We start from the raw sequence: 17,888 nt of genomic DNA on the forward strand, positions 1-17,888 counted from the left end.
CACGCGCGTGCGACGGGTGGCCGAACGGATCGGGAACGGCATCGCGCGGCCGACTTATAATGTCGGGTCCGCATTTTTCTCGCCCGTCAGCTGCCGCTCCATGCCCGATCTGCTCGCCAATCTGAACCCCGAACAACTCGCCGCCGTCACGTTGCCGAACGAACCGGCGCTGATCCTCGCAGGGGCGGGCAGCGGCAAGACCCGCGTGCTGATCACGCGCATCGCGTGGCTGATCCAGCAGGGCTATGCGTCGCCCCCCACCGTGCTCGCCGTCACCTTCACGAACAAGGCCGCGCGCGAGATGATGGCGCGCCTGTCGGCGATGATGCCGATCGATACCCGCGGGATGTGGATCGGCACGTTCCACGGCCTGTGCAACCGGATGCTGCGCACGCACTGGCGCGACGCGGGCCTGCCGCAGACTTTCCAGATCCTCGATACGGCCGACCAGCTGTCCGCGATCAAGCGGCTGATGAAGGCGGCGAACGTCGACGACGAAAAATACCCGCCGAAGAACGTCCAGTACTTCATCAACAACGCGAAGGAGCAAGGGCTGCGCCCGGACAAGGTCGACGCGACCGACAACTTCAACCGCAAGTTCGTCGAGCTGTACCAGGCGTACGACCAGCAGTGCCAGCGTGAGGGCGTCGTCGATTTCCCCGAGCTGCTGCTGCGCTGCTACGAATTGCTCGCGTACAACGCGCCGCTGCGCGCGCACTACCAGGCGCGCTTCCGGCACATCCTCGTCGACGAGTTCCAGGACACCAACAAGCTGCAGTACGCGTGGCTCAAGATGCTCGCGGGCGGCGAGAACGCGATCTTCGCGGTCGGCGACGACGACCAGTCGATCTACGCGTTTCGCGGCGCGAACGTCGGCAACATGCGCGACTTCGAGGACGAATTCCGCGTGCGCAACCTGATCAAGCTCGAGCAGAACTATCGTTCGCACGGCAACATCCTCGACGCGGCGAACCAGCTGATCTCGAACAACGCGCACCGCCTCGGCAAGAACCTGCGCACCGACGCCGGCCACGGCGAGCCGGTGCGCGTGTACGAAGCCAGCACCGATTCGCAGGAAGCCGGCTGGATCGTCGAGGAGATCCGCTCGCTGATCAATACCGGCATGGCGCGCAGCGAAGTGGCCGTCCTGTACCGCAGCAACGCGCAGTCGCGCTCGATCGAGCACACGCTGATGTCATCGGGCATTCCGTACCGCGTGTACGGCGGCCTGCGCTTTTTCGAGCGGCAGGAAGTGAAGCATGCGCTCGCGTACCTGCGCCTGATCGACAACCCGAACGACGACACGGCATTCGCGCGCGTCGTGAATTTCCCGACCCGCGGGATCGGCGCGCGCTCGGTCGAGCAGCTGGCCGACGCCGCACGCCTGTACGGCTGCTCGATGGCCGCCGCGATTCCGTACGTGACCGGCAAGGCCGGCACGAGCCTCGGCGGGTTCGCGAATTTGATCGCGAAGATGCGCGCCGACACGCAGCACATGAATCTGCCCGACACCGTCGAGCACGTCGTGCGCGCGAGCGGCCTCGCCGATTTCTACCAGGGCGAGCGCGAAGGCCAGGATCGCCTCGAGAACCTGCAGGAACTCGTGAACGCGGCCACCGCGTTCATCGCCGAGGAAGGCTACGGGCTCGATACGCCGGCCCGCTCGATCCCGCTGCGCGCGGGCGCGATCGCGGCGCCCGAACTCGGCGCCGCGACCGACGATCCGGCGGTCGACGTGCTCGATCCGGCCTCGCCCGCCGACCCGGCACAGAACCCCGACACGATGACGCCGCTCGCCGGCTTCCTGTCGCACGCGTCGCTGGAGGCCGGCGACAACCAGGCGCAGGCCGGCCAGGACGCGGTGCAACTGATGACCGTGCACGCGGCGAAGGGGCTCGAATTCTCGGCCGTGTTCATCACGGGGCTCGAGGAGGGCCTCTTCCCGCACGAGAACAGTGTGCTCGAATCGGACGGCCTCGAGGAAGAGCGCCGGCTGATGTATGTCGCGATCACCCGCGCGAAGGAGCGGCTCTACCTGTCGTTCGCGCAAAGCCGGATGCTGCATGGCCAGACCCGCTACAACGTGCGCTCGCGCTTCTTCGACGAACTGCCGGAGCACGTGCTGAAGTGGCTCACGCCGAAAGTCGAGGCCGGGTCGCGCTGGGGCGGGCGGTCGGACAACGCCGGGTACGGGCGCGACTGGTTCGCGCGGCCGGGCGGCGGCAGTCGCGAGCAGATCGTCGACGCGGCTGTGTCCGCGCCGCTGCCCGCGTTCGCGGACAAGCAGCGCGCGGCCGACACCGGCTTCCGGGTCGGCCAGCAGGTGTTCCACACCAAGTTCGGCGAAGGCACGGTCACCGCGCTCGAAGGCAACGGCACCGATGCGAAGGCGCAGGTGAAGTTCAAGCGCCATGGCGAGAAATGGCTCGCGCTCGCGGTCGCGAAACTGCAGGCGGTGGAATGATGGATATCGACCTGGTCGTGACGCCTGCCGCGCGTCCGCTCGGCATTCTGGCCGCGCTGCCCGAGGAACTCGGCGACCTGATCGCCGCGATGCGCGCCGACGGCGCGATGAAGACGGTCACGCTCGGGCGTCGCGATTATCACGTCGGCACCGTGCACGGCGCGGCCTGCGTCGTCACGCTCGCGCGGGTCGGCAAGGTCGCGGCCGCCGCGACGGTCAGTGCGCTGATCCACGTGTTCGGCGTGTCGGGTGTCGTGTTCACCGGTGTCGCGGGCGGCGTGTCGCGCACGGTGCGTATCGGCGACGTCGTCGTCGCCGATACGCTGCTGCAGCACGATCTCGACGCATCGCCGCTCTTTCCGCGCTACGAGGTGCCGCTGCTCGGCATCACGCGTTTTTCGACCGACGCGGCGCTGACGGCCCGCTTGCGGGCCGCGTGCGCGCTGTTCGTCGAGGAAGAGGGCGCGCGGTTCGCCGAGCGCTTCGGGCTTGCCGGCGCGGCGCTGCACGCGGGGCTCGTCATCAGCGGCGACCGCTTCGTGTCGAGCGAGCAGGAAGTCGTCGCGCTGCGCAACGCGCTGCCGGACGCGCTCGCGGTCGAGATGGAAGGCGCGGCGATCGCGCAGGTGTGCGCCGAACACGACGTGCCGTTCGCGCTCGTGCGCACGATTTCCGATACGGCCGACGATCACGCGACGCAGTCGTTCTCGCACTTCCTGTCGGCGATCGCGAGCAGCTATTCGTCGGGCATCCTCAAGCGCTTCCTGACGCTGCATGCGACGACGGCGGCCTGAAGCCGCCGTCTCGTACTTTTTCCATCAAACCGCTCGACCGGCCGCGGCGCGCACACCGCGGCCGGTCGTTCGTCACGCGTTCTTGCGCCGGCTGCTTTCGAGATTCGGCAGGAACACCGTCAGCACGCCGATCAACGGCAGGAACGAGCACACCTTGTAGACGAACGGGATGCTCGTCGCGTCAGCGAGCTGGCCGAGCACGGCCGCGCCGACGCCGCCCAGCCCGAACGCGAAGCCGAAGAACAGGCCCGCGACCATCCCGACCTTGCCGGGCATCAGCTCCGTCGCATAGACGAGGATCGCTGCGAACGCCGACGCCAGCACCACGCCGATGATCACGGTCAGCACGCTCGTCCAGAACAGGTTCGCGTACGGCAGCAGCATCGTGAACGGCGCGACGCCGAGGATCGACACCCAGATCACGTACTTGCGGCCGATCCGGTCGCCGACGGGCCCGCCGATCAGCGTGCCGGCCGCCACCGCCGCGAGGAACACGAACAGATGGATCTGCGCGGCCTGCACCGACAGGTGGAACTTGTCGATCAGGTAGAACGTGAAATAGCTGTTGATGCTCGCGAGGTAGAAGTACTTCGAGAACACGAGCAGCACCAGCACGCCGATCGCGCCCATCACGCGGCCGCGCGACAGCGTCGGGTGGCCGGCCGGTGCGGCCTTCTTCTTCATCGACGGATGCTTCTTGTACCAGTGGCCGATCTGCGTGAGCACGATCATCGCGACGAGCGCGGCCGCCGAGAACCACGCGATGCTGTGCTGGCCGTGCGGAATGATCACGAGCGCGGCGAGCAGCGGCCCCAGCGCGGAGCCTGCGTTGCCGCCCACCTGGAACACCGACTGCGCGAGCCCGTGCTGGCCGCCCGAGGCCATCCGCGCGACCCGCGACGATTCGGGATGGAACACCGACGAGCCGCAGCCGACGAGCGCCGCGGCCACCAGCAACATCGGGAAATTCGACGCCGCCGACATCAACAGCAGCCCCGCGAGCGTGAAGCCCATGCCGACCGGCAGCGAATACGGCTTCGGGCGCTTGTCGGTATAGAGGCCGATGAGCGGCTGCAGCAGCGACGCGGTGATCTGGTAGGTGAGCGTGATCAGGCCGATCTGCGCGAACGACAGCGCGAACTGGCTCTTGAGCATCGGGTAGATCGCGAGGATCAACGACTGGATCATGTCGTTGAGCATGTGCGAGAAGCTGATCGCGCCGAGCACCGGGTAGACGGTGCGGGCAACGGGCGGTGCGGACGGCTGGGCGGCGGCTGCGCCGGCACCGGCGCCGGAGTCGAGGCTGGTTTCCATGTGAGCTGAACGAGTTGAGGTGGCTGGCGCGCTCTGTTGGGGATCGGCGCGTGGTTGATTCGTTGATGCGTCAAAGAAGTGTAATGTGGCGCATCGAGAATGTCCGGCCAAGTTTTGTCGCGAATCAGACATTCGTGGGACGGATCGGCCGCGTGCTTTTTTGGACGGGTATAACGCTGGCGACGCGTCGGCCCTTTCAGTGGGGCCGCGCCCGGGGCCCGGTGCGTGTTTTTCCGGACTCAAGAAACGGCGGTGGCGGCCGTAGAACGACCCAATGACAACACGCGTGCCGCGCCTGGCACCGGCTACCCGCCGGGCGGGCGCCGGACGCGCGGCATGGCCTGCCATCGCGGGACCGCCGGGACCGACCTTTCCGGCAGCGTGATCCATACGGGGATAGTTCGATGAAAGCAGCATCTTTGCATCCACAGCCCGGTGCGGCCGCCGCCGCATCCGGTGTTGCCGCCGGTCGTGTCGCGCGGCGTGCGCGCGCGGCGCGTCGCGAGCGCCGGCCGTGGACCGTCAAGGCGACGTTGCGCGCCGCATTCGCGATCCTGCTGGCCGGCACGCTCGCGATCGGCGTATTTTCGCTGTGGCAGATCAGCCGGCTGAACGCGTCGATCGCGTCGGTCTACGAACAGGGCCACGTCGCGAGCCGGGCGGCGGCGGACGTGCGGGCCGAGGTGCTGCGCGCGAGCCGCGCGCAGAAGATGCTGCTGACCGCGACCACCGCGAAGGAGCGCGACGAGCTCGGCGCCGAAGTGAGCGCGGGGCTCGCGTCGATCGGCCAGGCGCTCGGCACGCTGCAGCGCTATGCGGATCCGTCCGATACCGGCGATTCGGCGCGGCTGCACGCGTTCTCGACGGCGGTCGGCACGTGGAGCACGCATCTGCGCGATTTCGTCACGCTGGTGCGCGCGCAGCCGCTCGACCTGTCGCAGATGAACTGGCAGGTCGGCACGCAGGACGTGTCGCTGCTGGTCGAAACCGGCAAGCTCGAAAAACTCGTCGCCGAACTCGTGAAGACGCGCGGCGAGAAGTCGAAGGCGACGCTCGATGCATCCGCGACCATTTTTTCGTCGTCGTTCGCGATGATCGCGGCGATGACGGCCGCATTGATCGTGCTGGCCGTCGTGATCGCCGAGCGCGTCGTGCGGCGTCTCGCGTCGCAGCTCGGCGGCGAGCCCGCGCTCGCGAAGGAGATTGCCTCGGACATCGCGCGCGGCGACCTGACGCGGCCGATCGCGCTCGCCCGCCACGACCGCGGCAGCATGGTGCGCGCGCTGGCCGAGATGCAGACGGGGCTTGCGGCCACGGTGGGCGAGATCGCGGTGAGCGCCGAGGCCATCGCGGCCGCGTCCGGCGAAATCTCGACCGGCAACCTCGACCTGTCGCGCCGCACCGAGCAGCAGGCCGTCGCGCTGGAGCGCACCGCGGCCAGCATGGAGCAGCTCACGTCGACCGTGCGGCAGAACGCCGAGAACGCGCGGCAGGCGAGCACGCTCGCGGCCAATGCGTCGGCGGTGGCGGAGACGGGCGGGGAAGTCGTCGGGCGCGTGGTCGCGACGATGAACGAGATCGACGACAGCGCGAAGAACATCCGCGACATCATCGGCACGATCGAAGGGATCGCCTTCCAGACCAACATTCTCGCGTTGAACGCGGCGGTCGAGGCCGCGCGCGCCGGCGAGCAGGGGCGCGGTTTCTCGGTGGTCGCCGGAGAGGTGCGGCTGCTCGCGCAGCGCTCGGCGACCGCGGCCAAGGAGATTCGGGAACTGATCGGCGCGTCGGTCGAGCGCGTGGCCAACGGCGCGGCGCTCGCGCACGACGCGGGCCGCACGATGGGCGACGTGGTGCGCGCGGTCAAGCGCGTGACCGACATCATCGGCGAGATTTCGGCGGCGTCGGACGAGCAGAGCGCGGGGATCGACGAGATCGGCCGCGCGGTCACGCAGATGGATGCCGGCACCCAGCAGAACGCGGCGCTCGTCGAACAGGCGGCGGCTGCCGCGAACGCGCTCGACGAGCAGGCTCAGGCGCTGAAAGCGCTGGTCGGGCGTTTCCGCATCGCACACTGAGCGTGCGGCACGCCCAGGCGCTTACGATTTCTTCTGCTTGTCCGGATCGATGATGACCGTGCAGGTCGTGCCCGCCGACAGCACCACGTCGGCCGGCACTTCGTCGATCCGGATGCGTACCGGCACGCGCTGCGCGAGGCGCACCCAGTTGAAGGTCGGGTTCACGTCCGCGACGAGGTCGCGGCTTTGCGGGTTGTCGCGATCGTAGATGCCGCGCGAGATGCTTTCCACATGGCCCTTCATCACGCCGCCGCTCATCAGCCGCATTTCGGCCGGCGCGCCGATCTTCACGCGCGGCAGCTTGGTTTCCTCGAAGTAGCCGTAGACCCAGAACGAGTGGCTGTCGACGATCGCCAGCTTCGCCTGGCCGGCCACCGCGTAGTTGCCCTTGAACGTCTGCAGGTTCGTGATGTAGCCGTCGACCGGCGCGACGACGCGCGTGCGTTCGAGGTTGAGCTTCGCGGCGTCGAGCGCGGCGAGCGCCTGCTGGTACTGCGCATCGGCGCTCGACGCGCTGTGCGCGGCGTTCTCGCGGTTTTCCTTCGACACGACGAGCGCGTCGAGATCCGCGCGGCGGGCCGCATCGTCGCGGCGCATCTGCAGTTCCGCGCGACGGGCGGCCACGGCCGCCTGCGCCTGCTCGACCGCGATCCGGTAGTGCGACGGGTCGATCTGCATGATCAGGTCGCCTTTCTTCACGAGCTGGTTGTCATGCACCGGCAGCTCGACGATCGCGCCCGACACGTCCGGCGCGACGTTGACGATTTCGGCGCGCACGCGCCCGTCGCGCGTCCACGGATCGTCCATGTAGTGCACCCACAGCGAGCGCCCGATCAGGATCGCGACGAGAAGGATGGCGGCGGTCGCGACGAAGCCGAAGAGTTTTCTGAGCATCATGATGGTTCGGAATCAACGGTAAACGGCAAGACTCAGTCCGCCGCAAATGCAGACGAGAAGGCAGGCCCGGAACAGCGACGGGTGCCAGACGAGACGGTAGAGGCCGGTATAGGCGAGCAGGCGGTCGACGGCCCAGGTCGCGATCGCGCCGAGGACGAACATCAGCACCACCGTCGGCATGTAGGCATCGAGAATGGCGATTTCACGCGGCATCATGACGAGGCTCCTGGTTGGGGACGCACGGGGCGGTTGCGGTTGAGCGGCTCGAGCGGCGATTCCGGGTCGAGCAGCGCGGTTCGCACGAAATGCAGGTGGCTCAGGATGCGCTGCAGCCGGTGGCGCTCGTCGCGCGACGGCTCGACGGCATCGAGCGTTTGCCGGGTCGCGTCGATCGCCGCATTGGTCGCGGCGAGCGTCGCGTCGAAACGCGCGGCGCTCGGCTTCGAGAACAGCGCCGACAGCGCGGTGCGCATCGTCCCGATCGCGCGCCGCCACGGCGTCGCGCTCGCATAGCGCGGATCGGACGGCAGCGTCGCGAGCTCGTGACGCAGGTCGATCGTCGCGTTGCCGGTTTCGAGCACCGCGAACATCCAGCGCAGCGCGTCGCGCTGCACGTCCGGCTGGTCGGCCGACAGCGTGTGCGCCTGGTACATCAGGTCGCGCGCGCCGCTTTCGAAGCGCGTGCGCAAGCCCGCGAGCCGCGCGTGACCGGCCGCGACGGCCTGGTGGCGCAGGTCCGCGAAGAGCCGCCTCTTGAGCCACGGCGCGGTCGGCGGGAACAGCACCGCGAACGCGATCGCCGACGCCAGCATCGCCAGCACGAGCGCGAGCGAATCGTTCATGAAGCTGGTCGGATCGTAGTGCGTGATGTTGTCCGGGCCGGCGAGGAAGCTGAAGAAGATCAGATAACCCATCCCGTAGCCGGCGAGCTTCGGCTTCAGCGTCATGAAGATGCCGATCGCGAGCAGCGGCGCGAGCGCGACGCACAGCAGCGGGAAGCCGTCGATGTGCGGATAGATGCCGAACGTCAGCAGGAAGCCCGTGCAGACGGCGAGCGCCGTACCCATGCCCATCTGCGCGGACATCGCGGTGGGGCGCGGCGTCGACGACGCGAGCGCGCAGGTGGCCGCCGCCGTCAGCGTCATCGTCACGCCGCTCGGCCACGCGGTCTCGATCCAGAACCAGCCGAGCAGCAGGATCACGCTCGCCGTGCGGATCGCCGCGATCACCATCGCCGTCGCATTGGTGCGCGGCTCGTAGCGCTCGATCCAGCGTTCGCGCTCGTGCGTCGCGCTCGACAGCGACGCGTAGGTGGCCGCGTACTCGTGCAGGTCGGTGATGAAGCGGTACAGCAGTTCGGCGGCCGTATCGAAGTCGAGCAGCGGAAAGTCCGGCTGCGTCTCGAGCGCCGCGCGCGTCGCGCGGATGCGGCGCGGCAGCGCGTCGCGCCACGCGAGCAGTTGCGCGGCCGCGTGGCCGGCGTCGGCCGACGTGCGCACCGGTTCGCCGGCGGGCGTCAGCAGTAGCGGGGCGATTTCGCGGAAGTACGGCTCGATCGCGTCGATCGCGGCCTGCGCGCCGGCCGCATGCAGCCGGTTCATCAACTGGTGCAGCGCGTGGAAGCGGCTCGACGCGCTCATGAACTCGCTGTTCAGCCGCGCGAGGCGGCCGCTGCGCATCCGCGTGTCCGGATCCTCGAACACGGCCATGCTGCGCGCGGCCTCGAACCCCACCACGTCGGCGACGAAGCGCGTATGGATGGTTTCGATGTGCGCGCGGTCGAGCTTGCCCGACAGCGCCGCGGCGACGTAGTCGACGAAGCTGCCGAAGCGCTTGCGCACCGTCGTGCGCATCTGCTCGCCGGTGGTCTGCGGAAACACGAGCGCGCTGACCACGCCGGCCGACACGATCCCGACCATGATTTCGGCCACGCGCGTCATCGCGCTCATGAATGCGCCGTCCGGGTGCTGCGACGCGGGCAGCCCGATCAGCGCGGTCGTGTAGCCGGCCAGCAGGAAGCCGTAGCTGCGGAAGTTGCGGTTGCGCGCGGCGCCGGCCGTGCACAGCGCGACCCACAGCGCGACCGCCAGCAGGAACAGTTCCGGCTGCTGCGGGAACAGCCCGACGAAGGTGAGCGTCGCGATCAGCCCGAAGATCGTGCCGGCGACCCGGTAGAAGCTTTTCGCGAGCACCGCGCCGCTTTGCGGCTGCATCACGATGAACACGGTCGTCATCGCCGTTTTCGGCGCGGGCAGGTCGAGCCGCATCGACACGCCGGTCGCGATGAACGCGGCGAGCAGCGCCTTGAACAGGTAGAGCCACGCGGCGCCGTCGGTGCGCGCCCAGTCGCCGAACGCGGCGGTCCAGGCCGCGAACGGGCCATCGGCGCGCGGGGAAGCGGGGGAGGAAGCTGACATGGCGGCGCTCCGCGTTACCGTGCGGCCGGCACGGCGGCGGCCGACGCAGCGGTGCCGCCGGCGGTTGCGACCTGCGCGGGCCGGGTGACGGCCGCCGCGGGTTTCGTGCCCGACGCGGCGGCTGGCGCAGCGGCGGCGTGCGCGGCAGCCTTGTCCTTCGACGGATCGCCGCCCGACGGAGCGCCGCCCGACGGATCGCCGCCCGACGGATCGCCGCCCGACGGATCGCCGCCCGACGGATCGCCGCCCGGAACATCCGTCCCCGTCTCGACCCCGCCGCCGAGCGCGGCCATCAGCTGCGCGTGCGCGGCGAGGCGTTCCGCGTCGATGCGGGCGGCCGTCTCCTGCGCGCGCAGCAGTTGCTGTTGCGCGACGAGCACGTTCACGTAATCGGTCAGCCCGCGGCGGAAGCCTTCGCGCGACAACTGATAGCTGCGATTGTTGGCCGCCACCGAGCGCGCGGCGTCCTTCTTCTGCGTATCGAGCGAGCGGATCCGCACGACCTGGTCGGCGATGTCCTTGAGCGCGCCGACGATCGTCTGGTTGTAGCGCTCGACCGCCTGGTCGTAGCCGGCATTCGCGGCGCCGAGCTGCGCGCGCAGCCGCCCGCCTTCGAAGATCGGCAGCGACAGCGCGGGGCCGGCCGTCCAGCCGCCGTTCATCGCGCGCAGGAAGTCGGTGAACGGCGCGGTCACGCCGAAGCCGCCGACCGTCGCGAGCAGGTCGATGTTCGGGTAGAACGACGCCTTCGCGACGTCGATGCCGCGCGCCTGCGCGTCGACCGTCCAGCGCGCCGCGACGACGTCGGGGCGGCGGCCGAGCAGGTCGGCCGGCAGCGCCGACGGCAGGCCGGCCGGCGCATCGAGCGCCAGTTGCGGCCGCTTGATCGCGTCGCCGGCGCCCGGGCCCTTGCCGGCCAGCGCGGCGAGCTGGTGGCGCGCGAGCTGGATCGCTTCCTCATAGCTGTCGATCTGCCGCTCGTAGTCGGGCAGCGTCGATTCCGCCTGGCTCACGTCGAGCTGCGTGCCGAGGCCGGCCTGCAGCCGCTTGCGGGCGAGATCGGCAAGCGAGCGCTGGCGTTCGTACGTTTCGTGCGCGAGATCCAGCAGCGCGTAGTTCATCGACATGCCGACATACGCGCGCACCACGTTGACCTCGAGTTCGAGCTTGGCCGCGCGCGCGTCGGCGGCGGTCGCATGCGCGGTGTCGAGCGCGCGCTCGGTCGCGTTCTTGTCCTTGCCCCACAGATCGAGGTGGTACGACAAGCCGAGCGTGCCGGTATTGTTCCAGGTGTCGGTATCGGCGAGCGGCCCCGGGCCGTAGTACACGTTGTCCGGCCAGTGCTGGCGCATCAGCGACAGGTTGCCGTTGATTTGCGGCAATTCGGCCGAACGGGCGACGCGCGCCATTGCCTGCGCTTCGCGCACGCGGGCCTCGGCGGCCGCGAGGGTCGGGTTGCCGGCCTGGGCAGCGGCGATCCACGCGTCGAGCTGCGGATCGCGATACGCGCGCCACCAGTCGGCGGTGGGCCAGCCCGCGTCGCGATCGGCCGCGCGGATGGCCGCACCGGCGTCGAGCGCGTTCGCGTCGATGCGAGTGGACTGGGTGTGGTTGTCGCCCATGCTCGCGCAACCGGCCATTATTAATGAGACTGCAAGAACCGCCAGTGCGAGCGTCCCTTTTGTCGCCGGAGACTGCACGATTTTCTCCCTTTCGGATATAGATGAGTCGGAGGCGATTATATTTTTCAGTGATTCCTGAATAAACGGACAACGGTGCAAGTCATTTTTACGAATCTTGAGATAATATTTGTTGGACCCTGTGCAACAATCCTTGCGGATTCACACGGGTAATCGGATGGATACGTTACAAAACATGCGGGTGTTCGTCCGCGTGGTCGACGCGGGAAGCTTTACCGCGGCCGCCCAGCAGATGAATTCGACCACCGCCTACGCGTCGCGCGCGGTCTCGGATCTCGAGGCCCATCTGCGCACGCGTCTCCTGAACCGCACGACGCGCCGGATCGCGCTGACCGAAGCCGGCGAGCGCTATCTGCAACGCTGCGAACAGATCCTCGCTTACGTCGACCAGGCCGAAGCCGAGGCCGGCGACGCGCATGCGCGCCCGTCCGGCAAGCTGAAGGTCCATTGCTTCACGAGCCTCGGCCAGCACTATCTGGTGCCGGCCATCGCGCGCTACCGCGAGCGCTATCCGGACGTGCACGTCGAGCTGACGCTCGCGCAGCGGATGCCCGACCTGCTCGACGAGGGGTACGACGTCGCGATCGTCGTCGGCCGCGATCTGCCGGATTCGGGGCTCGTGTCGCAGCGGCTCGGCGAGAGCTACAGCGTCGTGTGCGCGTCGCCCGGCTATATCGAGTCGCACGGCGTGCCGCAGCGGCCGGCCGATCTCGCGCAGCACGTGTGCCTCGGGATGGTCGCGCCGGGCTTCCACTTCGACGAATGGGCGCTGGCGGGGCCGAACGGCGAGGAGGTCGTGCCGATCACGGCGCCGCCGTTCCGCGTGAACGTCGCCGAGGCGCTCGCGGTGGCCGTGCGGGAGGGGATGGGGGTCGGCGGGCTGCCGCTCTATTCGGCGATCGGCTGGCTGCGCAGCGGGCACATCGTGCGCGTGATGCCCGATTACCGGTCGCACGTGATGAACATCTACGCGCTGTATCCGTCGCGCCAGTACCTCGACGCGAAAATCCGGACCTGGGTCGATTTCCTGCGCGAAGAACTGCCGCTCACGCTCGAAGCGGACGAAGCCGCGCTCGAACAGTACACGCGTGCGACATGACGGCGCGGTCGACCGCAATCTGACGAGATTTTTCGTTCACGCAACATTTTTTTACGAACGTGTGTCAGACAGTTTGATACTGTTGGAATTAACGAGATACACCACACCGGAGTAGCGATGGATACGCACCTGATGATCGGCCTTGGCGTCCTGCTGGGCGCGGCTGCCGCCGCGGCGGCGACCCGCGACCTGCTGCGTGCGATGAAAGCGAAGGCGCAGCTGAAGCCCGTGCCGGTCCGCGTGCGCGAGCCGCGCCGCCCCGGTCGCTGATCCCGCCGCCGTTACGCTTGAGGTCGGGAAGGCCGCGCCACGCGGCCGCCCGGGCGGGCGCTCAGCCGAGCTCGACCACCTTGTCCCACGCGAACGCGGGGTTTTCCCATTCGCCGGTGCGCCGGTGAAGGTAGCCGCGCGGATTGCACACCACGCGCGTGCCGCCGTCCGCAACGTAGTCGAATGACGTATGCGTGTGGCCGTGCAGCCACAGATCCACCGGCGGCCGCACCAGTTCCGCCATGTCCGTGACGAATCCCGCGGAAGCCAGATCTTGCGCATAGCGTTCCGCCAGCGAGCGCCGGTGTGGCGCATGATGGGTGACGACGATCGTCCTGCCCGCGAACGGCGTGGCCAGTTGCGCTTCCAGCCACGCTCGGCCCCGCCGGTGCAGCGCGATCGCATCGGCCGGCGCGAAGTTCCGTTCCGGCGCGCTCGGTTTCGCATGCACCGCCGCATCGTGCGGCCAGGTCACCTGGATCAATCCCTTGAAATCGAGCATCACGCGCTGCCCGGCGTCGATCGCGCGCGCGACGCTGGCTTCGTCCTGGCCGAACAGCGAAAAATCGGCCCAGAGCGTCGTGCCCAGCACGCGGAAGCGCCGGGCCGGATCGACGTAGACGCCGTTGTTCAGGTAATGCACGTGGTCGAGCGTATGCGCCGCGTCGCGCATCGCCGTCTCCAGCGCGCCGAATTCCCCGTCGTAATACTCGTGGTTGCCCGGCACGTAGATCACCGGCACCGCCGGGTCGAACGTCTCGGCGGCCCAGCGCAGGCCTTCCGCGTGATTGTGAATGTCGCCGGCCAGCACGACGAGATCGGCGGCGGCATGCGGGATCGCGTCGGGCAGGTTGTTTTCGAGATGCAGGTCGGACAGGACGCGGACTTTCACGGGCTTGGCTCCGGAGTAGGCGGCTTCAGCGCAGGACCTTGCCGGGATTCATCAGGCCGCGCGGGTCGAGCGCGGTCTTCAGCGTGCGCATCAGCGTCGTCTCGACCGGCGACTTGTAGCGCTGCGCGTCGTCGATCTTCAACTGGCCGATGCCGTGCTCCGCGCTGATCGTGCCGTGATGGCGGTGCACGTTGTCGTAGACGATCCGGTTGATCGGCGCCTGAAACGCGGCGAGGAACGCCTTCGGATCGCCGCCCTCGGGCATCTGCACGTTGTAGTGCAGGTTGCCGTCGCCGAGGTGGCCGAACGTGACCATCCGCGCGCCCGGCGCGGCCTGCTGGATCGCCGCGTCGGTCTCGTCGATGAAGCGTGCGATCGACGAGATCGGCACCGCGATGTCGTGCTTGATGTTGAGCCCTTCGTCGGCCTGCGCGAGCGGGATGTGCTCGCGCAGGTCCCAGAACGCACGCGATTGCGCGAGATTCTCCGCGACCACCGCGTCGACCACGAGTCCCGCCTCGAACGCTTCCTCCATCAGTTTCTCGAACAGCGCGCGCGCATGCGCTTCGCTTTCGTTGTCGGACAGCTCCAGCAGCACCGTTTGCGCATGGGTCTGCGCGAACGGGTAGCGCAGTTGCGGATAGTGCTTGCCGACCAGCTGCATGCAGAAATCCGACATCAGCTCGAAGCCGGTCAGCAGCGGCCCGGCCGCGCGCTGCGCGAGCGCGAGGAAATCGAGCGCCGCGTGCGGCGATTCGAGCGCGGCGAGCGCCGTGACCTGCGCGGCCGGCAGCGGATGCAGCTTCATCACGGCCGCCGTGATGATCCCGAGCGTGCCTTCGGCGCCGATGAACAGGTCGCGCAGATCGTAGCCCGTGTTGTCCTTGCGCAGGCCGCGCAGCCCGTCCCAGATCGCGCCCTGCGGCGTCACGACCTCGAGCCCGAGGCACAGCTCGCGTGCGTTGCCGTAGCGCAGCACCGCGGTGCCGCCCGCATTGGTCGACAGGTTGCCGCCGATCGTGCAGCTGCCTTCCGCCGCGAGACTCAGCGCGAACAGCCGGCCGCCTTCGCGGGCGCGCGCCTGCACGTCGGCGAGGATCACGCCGGCTTCGACGGTAATCGTGTTGTTGTGCGGATCGAGCGCGCGCACGCGGTTCAGGCGCGCGACGCTCAGCACGGCCTGGCTGCCGCTCGCGTCGGGCGTCGCGCCGCCCGCGAGGCCCGTGTTGCCGCCCTGCGGCACGAGCGCGACGCCGTGCGCGTTGGCGAGCTTCACGAGCGCGGCGACTTCGGCCGTGTTCGCGGGCCTCAGCACCGCGCACGCCGCGCCCTTGTAGCGGCGGCGCCAGTCGGTCAGGAACGGTTCGGTATCGTGCGGCTCGGTCAGCACGTGGTCGGCGCCGATCGCATCGCGGCACGCGGAAACGAAAGCTTCGGAGGACATCATCACCTTGTCGCGTAAGGGTCAGGACGTGGCGCGCGGTTTTTTCGCCGCGCGCTTGAACGGCGCGACGTAAGCCAGCGCCGTCACGAAGAAGCCGACGGCAAGCGCGGTCTCGCACCAGCCGAGCGTCGCGGACAGCCCGCGGTCGGACATCCCGCGCACGATGCCTTCGGCCAGATAGACGAGAATCAGCATGCTCGCCCATTGCATCGTATAGATGTTACGCCGCCAGACGCCGGGCAGCGCGAGCGCGAGCGGCACGGCCTTGAGCATCAGCGCGGAGCCGCCGGGGCGCAGCGGCGCGAGCCACAGCTCCCACGCGAGCGACAGCGCGATCAGCGCGACGAGACCCGCGGCGGCGGCCAGCGCGTAGCGCGGCCGGGCCGCGACGGCGGGGCGGGCGGGGGCGTTCATGCGGCCTCGTCGGCCTGGGCGCTGGAAAGCGCCGCGGCGGCGCGCGCGAGCCGCACCCCGAGCGCGGCCGCGAGCGCCTTCTCGTCCGCCGACAGCCCGCCGGGCGCCGCGCGGTCGTGCTGCGCGACGTGCGATGCGCCGTACGGCGTGCCGCCGGTACGCGTCGTGCTGAGGGCGGATTCGGTGTACGGGATCCCGACGATCATCATTCCGTGATGCAGCAGCGGCAGCATCATCGACAGCAGTGTCGACTCCTGGCCGCCGTGCAGGCTGCCCGTCGACGTGAACACGCTCGCGGGCTTGCCGGTCAGCGCGCCGGACAGCCATTGCGGCGTCGTGCCGTCGAGGAAATACTTGAGCGACGCGGCCATGTTGCCGAAGCGGGTGGGCGAGCCGAGCGCGAGGCCCGCGCATTCCTCGAGGTCGCGCAGCTCCGCGTACGGCGGGCCGTCGGCCGGGATATCGGGGGCGGTGGCTTCGCAGACGGCCGACACGGGCGGCACGGTGCGGATGCGGGCCTGCATGCCCGGCACGCTGTCGATGCCGTTCGCGATCGCGAGCGCGAGATCGCGCGTGGCGCCGTGACGGCTGTAATAGAGGACGAGAATGTCTTTCATGGGCGACGGAGCCGCGTGCGGCCGCGCGCGTGCCCGGTGCAGTCGGCCCCTGCTGGAATCGAGCGGCTATTATAGGGGCTGAAGCCGTCGCGCAGCGCGGCGGCGGCGCGCCGTGACGCGCGCAGCCTCGAGAAGGAGAAGCCGTTTGTCGAAGTTGAGCGTCGATCTCGACACCATCAAGCGCCTCGCGCAGTTCGCGGCCCGGCGCAGCGCCGAGGATCGCATCCCGCAGGTGGCGGGCAGCCTGACCTTCACGACGCTGCTGGCGCTCGTGCCGCTGCTGACGGTCGCGTTCGCGCTGTTCACCGCGTTCCCGATGTTCGCGTCGTTCCAGATCTCGCTGCAGGGTTTCCTCGCGGATCACCTGATGCCCGCGCAGTTCAATATCCAGATCTTCAAGTACCTGAACCAGTTCGCGTCGAAGGCCAAGGGGCTGACGACGGCCGGCCTGATCGTGCTCGTCGTCACGTCGGTGATGACCATGATGACGATCGAATCGGCGTTCAACCTGATCTGGCGCGTGCGCAAGCCGCGGCCGTTCGCGCAGCGCGTGCTCGCGTACTGGGCGCTGATCACGCTCGGGCCGTTGCTGTTCGGCGTGAGCCTGTCGATCTCGTCGTACCTGTTCACGCAATCGCTCGCGTTCACCGGCGCGGGGCCGTCGACGTCGATGGTCGAGTGGCTGCTCGCGCTTGCGTCGGTGCCGTTGACCGTGCTCGCGTTCACGCTGCTGTACGTGTACCTGCCGAACTGCGCGGTCGCCTGGCGCGACGCGGTGATCGGCGGGCTGTTCGCGGCCATCGCGTTCGAACTCGCGAAGCGCGGCTTCGGCTATTACGTGCGGCGCATTCCGACCTATACGGCCGTCTATGGCGCGTTCGCGGCGCTGCCGGTGTTCCTGCTGTGGGTGTACCTGAGCTGGTTCATCGCGCTGCTCGGTGCGATGGTCGCATCCGCGCTGCCGGCGATTCGCGTCGGCCAGTTCCATCGGATCCACTATCCGGGCAGCGACCTGCTCGACGCGCTCGAATTGCTCGCGCGGCTGGCCGAAGCGCGCGCGGCCGGCAAGCGCGGCTACACGGCGCTGCGGCTCGCGACGATGCTGCGCTGCGACATGGAAACCGCGCAGCGGCTACTGACGACGATGGAGGAGCGGGAATGGGTCGCACGGCTCGACGGCGGCGAAGAGGCCACGCCGCGCTATATCCTGCTCGCGAACCCGGAGCAGCTGACGCTCGCGCAACTGTTCGACGTGCTGGTGATCGATCGCACGGAGTTGACCTATCAGCTGGAGCGGCGCCGCAGCCACGTCGAAGGCGCGGCGCTGCTCGCGGTGCTGTCGAGCGACCGGTTCGACGTGACGCTCGCGTCGCTGATCGCCGCGCACCGGCTCGCGGGCGGGCAGCCGGCCGGGAGCGCCGGGCAGGCGCCGGGTGTGGACGATCCGCGCGCCCGGCCGCCGCGGCCCGCCTGACGGCGGGGCCCGGC

The 17,888-nt window shown here is 69.0% G+C and carries 15 protein-coding genes; 6 read left to right on the forward strand and 9 right to left on the reverse strand.

The window, feature by feature from the left end; translation table 11 throughout:
- Positions 1-100 precede the first annotated feature (100 nt).
- Entirely contained in the window at positions 101-2,464 is a 2,364-nt protein-coding gene (locus CFB89_RS06945) for a UvrD-helicase domain-containing protein (protein ID WP_089467256.1), read from the forward strand.
- Positions 2,461-3,258 (forward strand): 5'-methylthioadenosine/adenosylhomocysteine nucleosidase, encoded by a 798-nt coding sequence (locus CFB89_RS06950; RefSeq protein WP_089467257.1) that lies wholly within the window; start codon positions 2,461-2,463, stop codon positions 3,256-3,258. Before CFB89_RS06945 ends, CFB89_RS06950 begins: the two co-directional genes overlap by 4 nt.
- Before the next feature lie 72 nt (positions 3,259-3,330).
- Here the strand turns inward: CFB89_RS06950 and CFB89_RS06955 are convergent, their stop codons facing one another.
- On the reverse strand, positions 3,331-4,572 hold the full coding sequence (locus CFB89_RS06955; RefSeq protein ID WP_089467258.1) for an MFS transporter: 1,242 nt from the start codon (positions 4,570-4,572) through the stop codon (positions 3,331-3,333).
- Positions 4,573-4,976: 404 nt separating this feature from the next.
- On the opposite strand from CFB89_RS06955, the gene CFB89_RS06960 reads away from it, so the two are divergent.
- Positions 4,977-6,650: a methyl-accepting chemotaxis protein gene (locus tag CFB89_RS06960; RefSeq protein ID WP_089467259.1), complete on the forward strand. Its 1,674-nt coding sequence runs from the start codon at positions 4,977-4,979 to the stop codon at positions 6,648-6,650.
- Between the two features lie 21 nt (positions 6,651-6,671).
- Here the strand turns inward: CFB89_RS06960 and CFB89_RS06965 are convergent, their stop codons facing one another.
- From CFB89_RS06965 to CFB89_RS06980, 4 genes are read right to left on the reverse strand one after another with little or no spacing between them, the layout of a single operon-like run.
- Positions 6,672-7,547 (reverse strand): HlyD family secretion protein, encoded by an 876-nt coding sequence (locus tag CFB89_RS06965; protein ID WP_089467260.1) that lies wholly within the window; start codon positions 7,545-7,547, stop codon positions 6,672-6,674.
- Between the two features lie 12 nt (positions 7,548-7,559).
- On the reverse strand, positions 7,560-7,763 hold the full coding sequence (locus tag CFB89_RS06970; protein ID WP_006476212.1) for a DUF1656 domain-containing protein: 204 nt from the start codon (positions 7,761-7,763) through the stop codon (positions 7,560-7,562).
- On the reverse strand, positions 7,760-9,964 hold the full coding sequence (locus tag CFB89_RS06975; protein ID WP_089467261.1) for an FUSC family protein: 2,205 nt from the start codon (positions 9,962-9,964) through the stop codon (positions 7,760-7,762). The genes CFB89_RS06970 and CFB89_RS06975 overlap by 4 nt, the downstream gene beginning before the upstream one ends.
- A gap of 14 nt (positions 9,965-9,978) precedes the next feature.
- A complete protein-coding gene (locus tag CFB89_RS06980) occupies positions 9,979-11,664 on the reverse strand; it encodes an efflux transporter outer membrane subunit (protein WP_089467262.1) in 1,686 nt (561 codons plus the stop codon).
- Between the two features lie 157 nt (positions 11,665-11,821).
- On the opposite strand from CFB89_RS06980, the gene CFB89_RS06985 reads away from it, so the two are divergent.
- Together CFB89_RS06985 and CFB89_RS34805 are read left to right on the forward strand one after the other, a co-directional pair.
- Complete coding sequence (locus CFB89_RS06985; protein ID WP_089467263.1) at positions 11,822-12,763, forward strand: LysR family transcriptional regulator; 942 nt, start codon at positions 11,822-11,824, stop codon at positions 12,761-12,763.
- A gap of 117 nt (positions 12,764-12,880) precedes the next feature.
- Positions 12,881-13,033, forward strand: coding sequence for a hypothetical protein (locus CFB89_RS34805; protein WP_162838134.1), 153 nt, complete (start codon positions 12,881-12,883; stop codon positions 13,031-13,033).
- 61 nt (positions 13,034-13,094) lie between these two features.
- On the opposite strand, the gene CFB89_RS06990 is transcribed toward CFB89_RS34805, so the two are convergent.
- The 4 genes from CFB89_RS06990 to wrbA are packed head-to-tail and all read right to left on the reverse strand — an operon-like array spanning position 13,095 to position 16,400.
- Complete coding sequence (locus CFB89_RS06990) at positions 13,095-13,925, reverse strand: metallophosphoesterase (RefSeq protein ID WP_089467264.1); 831 nt, start codon at positions 13,923-13,925, stop codon at positions 13,095-13,097.
- 25 nt (positions 13,926-13,950) lie between these two features.
- Positions 13,951-15,372 (reverse strand): FAD-binding oxidoreductase, encoded by a 1,422-nt coding sequence (locus tag CFB89_RS06995; protein WP_089467265.1) that lies wholly within the window; start codon positions 15,370-15,372, stop codon positions 13,951-13,953.
- Between the two features lie 18 nt (positions 15,373-15,390).
- Positions 15,391-15,783, reverse strand: coding sequence for a DUF2069 domain-containing protein (locus CFB89_RS07000; protein ID WP_089467266.1), 393 nt, complete (start codon positions 15,781-15,783; stop codon positions 15,391-15,393).
- Positions 15,780-16,400, reverse strand: coding sequence for an NAD(P)H:quinone oxidoreductase (gene wrbA, locus CFB89_RS07005; protein WP_089467267.1), 621 nt, complete (start codon positions 16,398-16,400; stop codon positions 15,780-15,782). Before wrbA ends, CFB89_RS07000 begins: the two co-directional genes overlap by 4 nt.
- A 145-nt stretch (positions 16,401-16,545) precedes the next feature.
- Here wrbA and CFB89_RS07010 point away from each other — a divergent pair, with 145 nt between their 5' ends.
- Positions 16,546-17,874 (forward strand): YihY family inner membrane protein, encoded by a 1,329-nt coding sequence (locus tag CFB89_RS07010; protein ID WP_089467268.1) that lies wholly within the window; start codon positions 16,546-16,548, stop codon positions 17,872-17,874.
- Positions 17,875-17,888 lie beyond the last annotated feature (14 nt).

The sequence above is a fragment of the Burkholderia sp. AU16741 genome, assembly GCF_002223345.1.
Lineage (GTDB): Bacteria > Pseudomonadota > Gammaproteobacteria > Burkholderiales > Burkholderiaceae > Burkholderia > Burkholderia sola.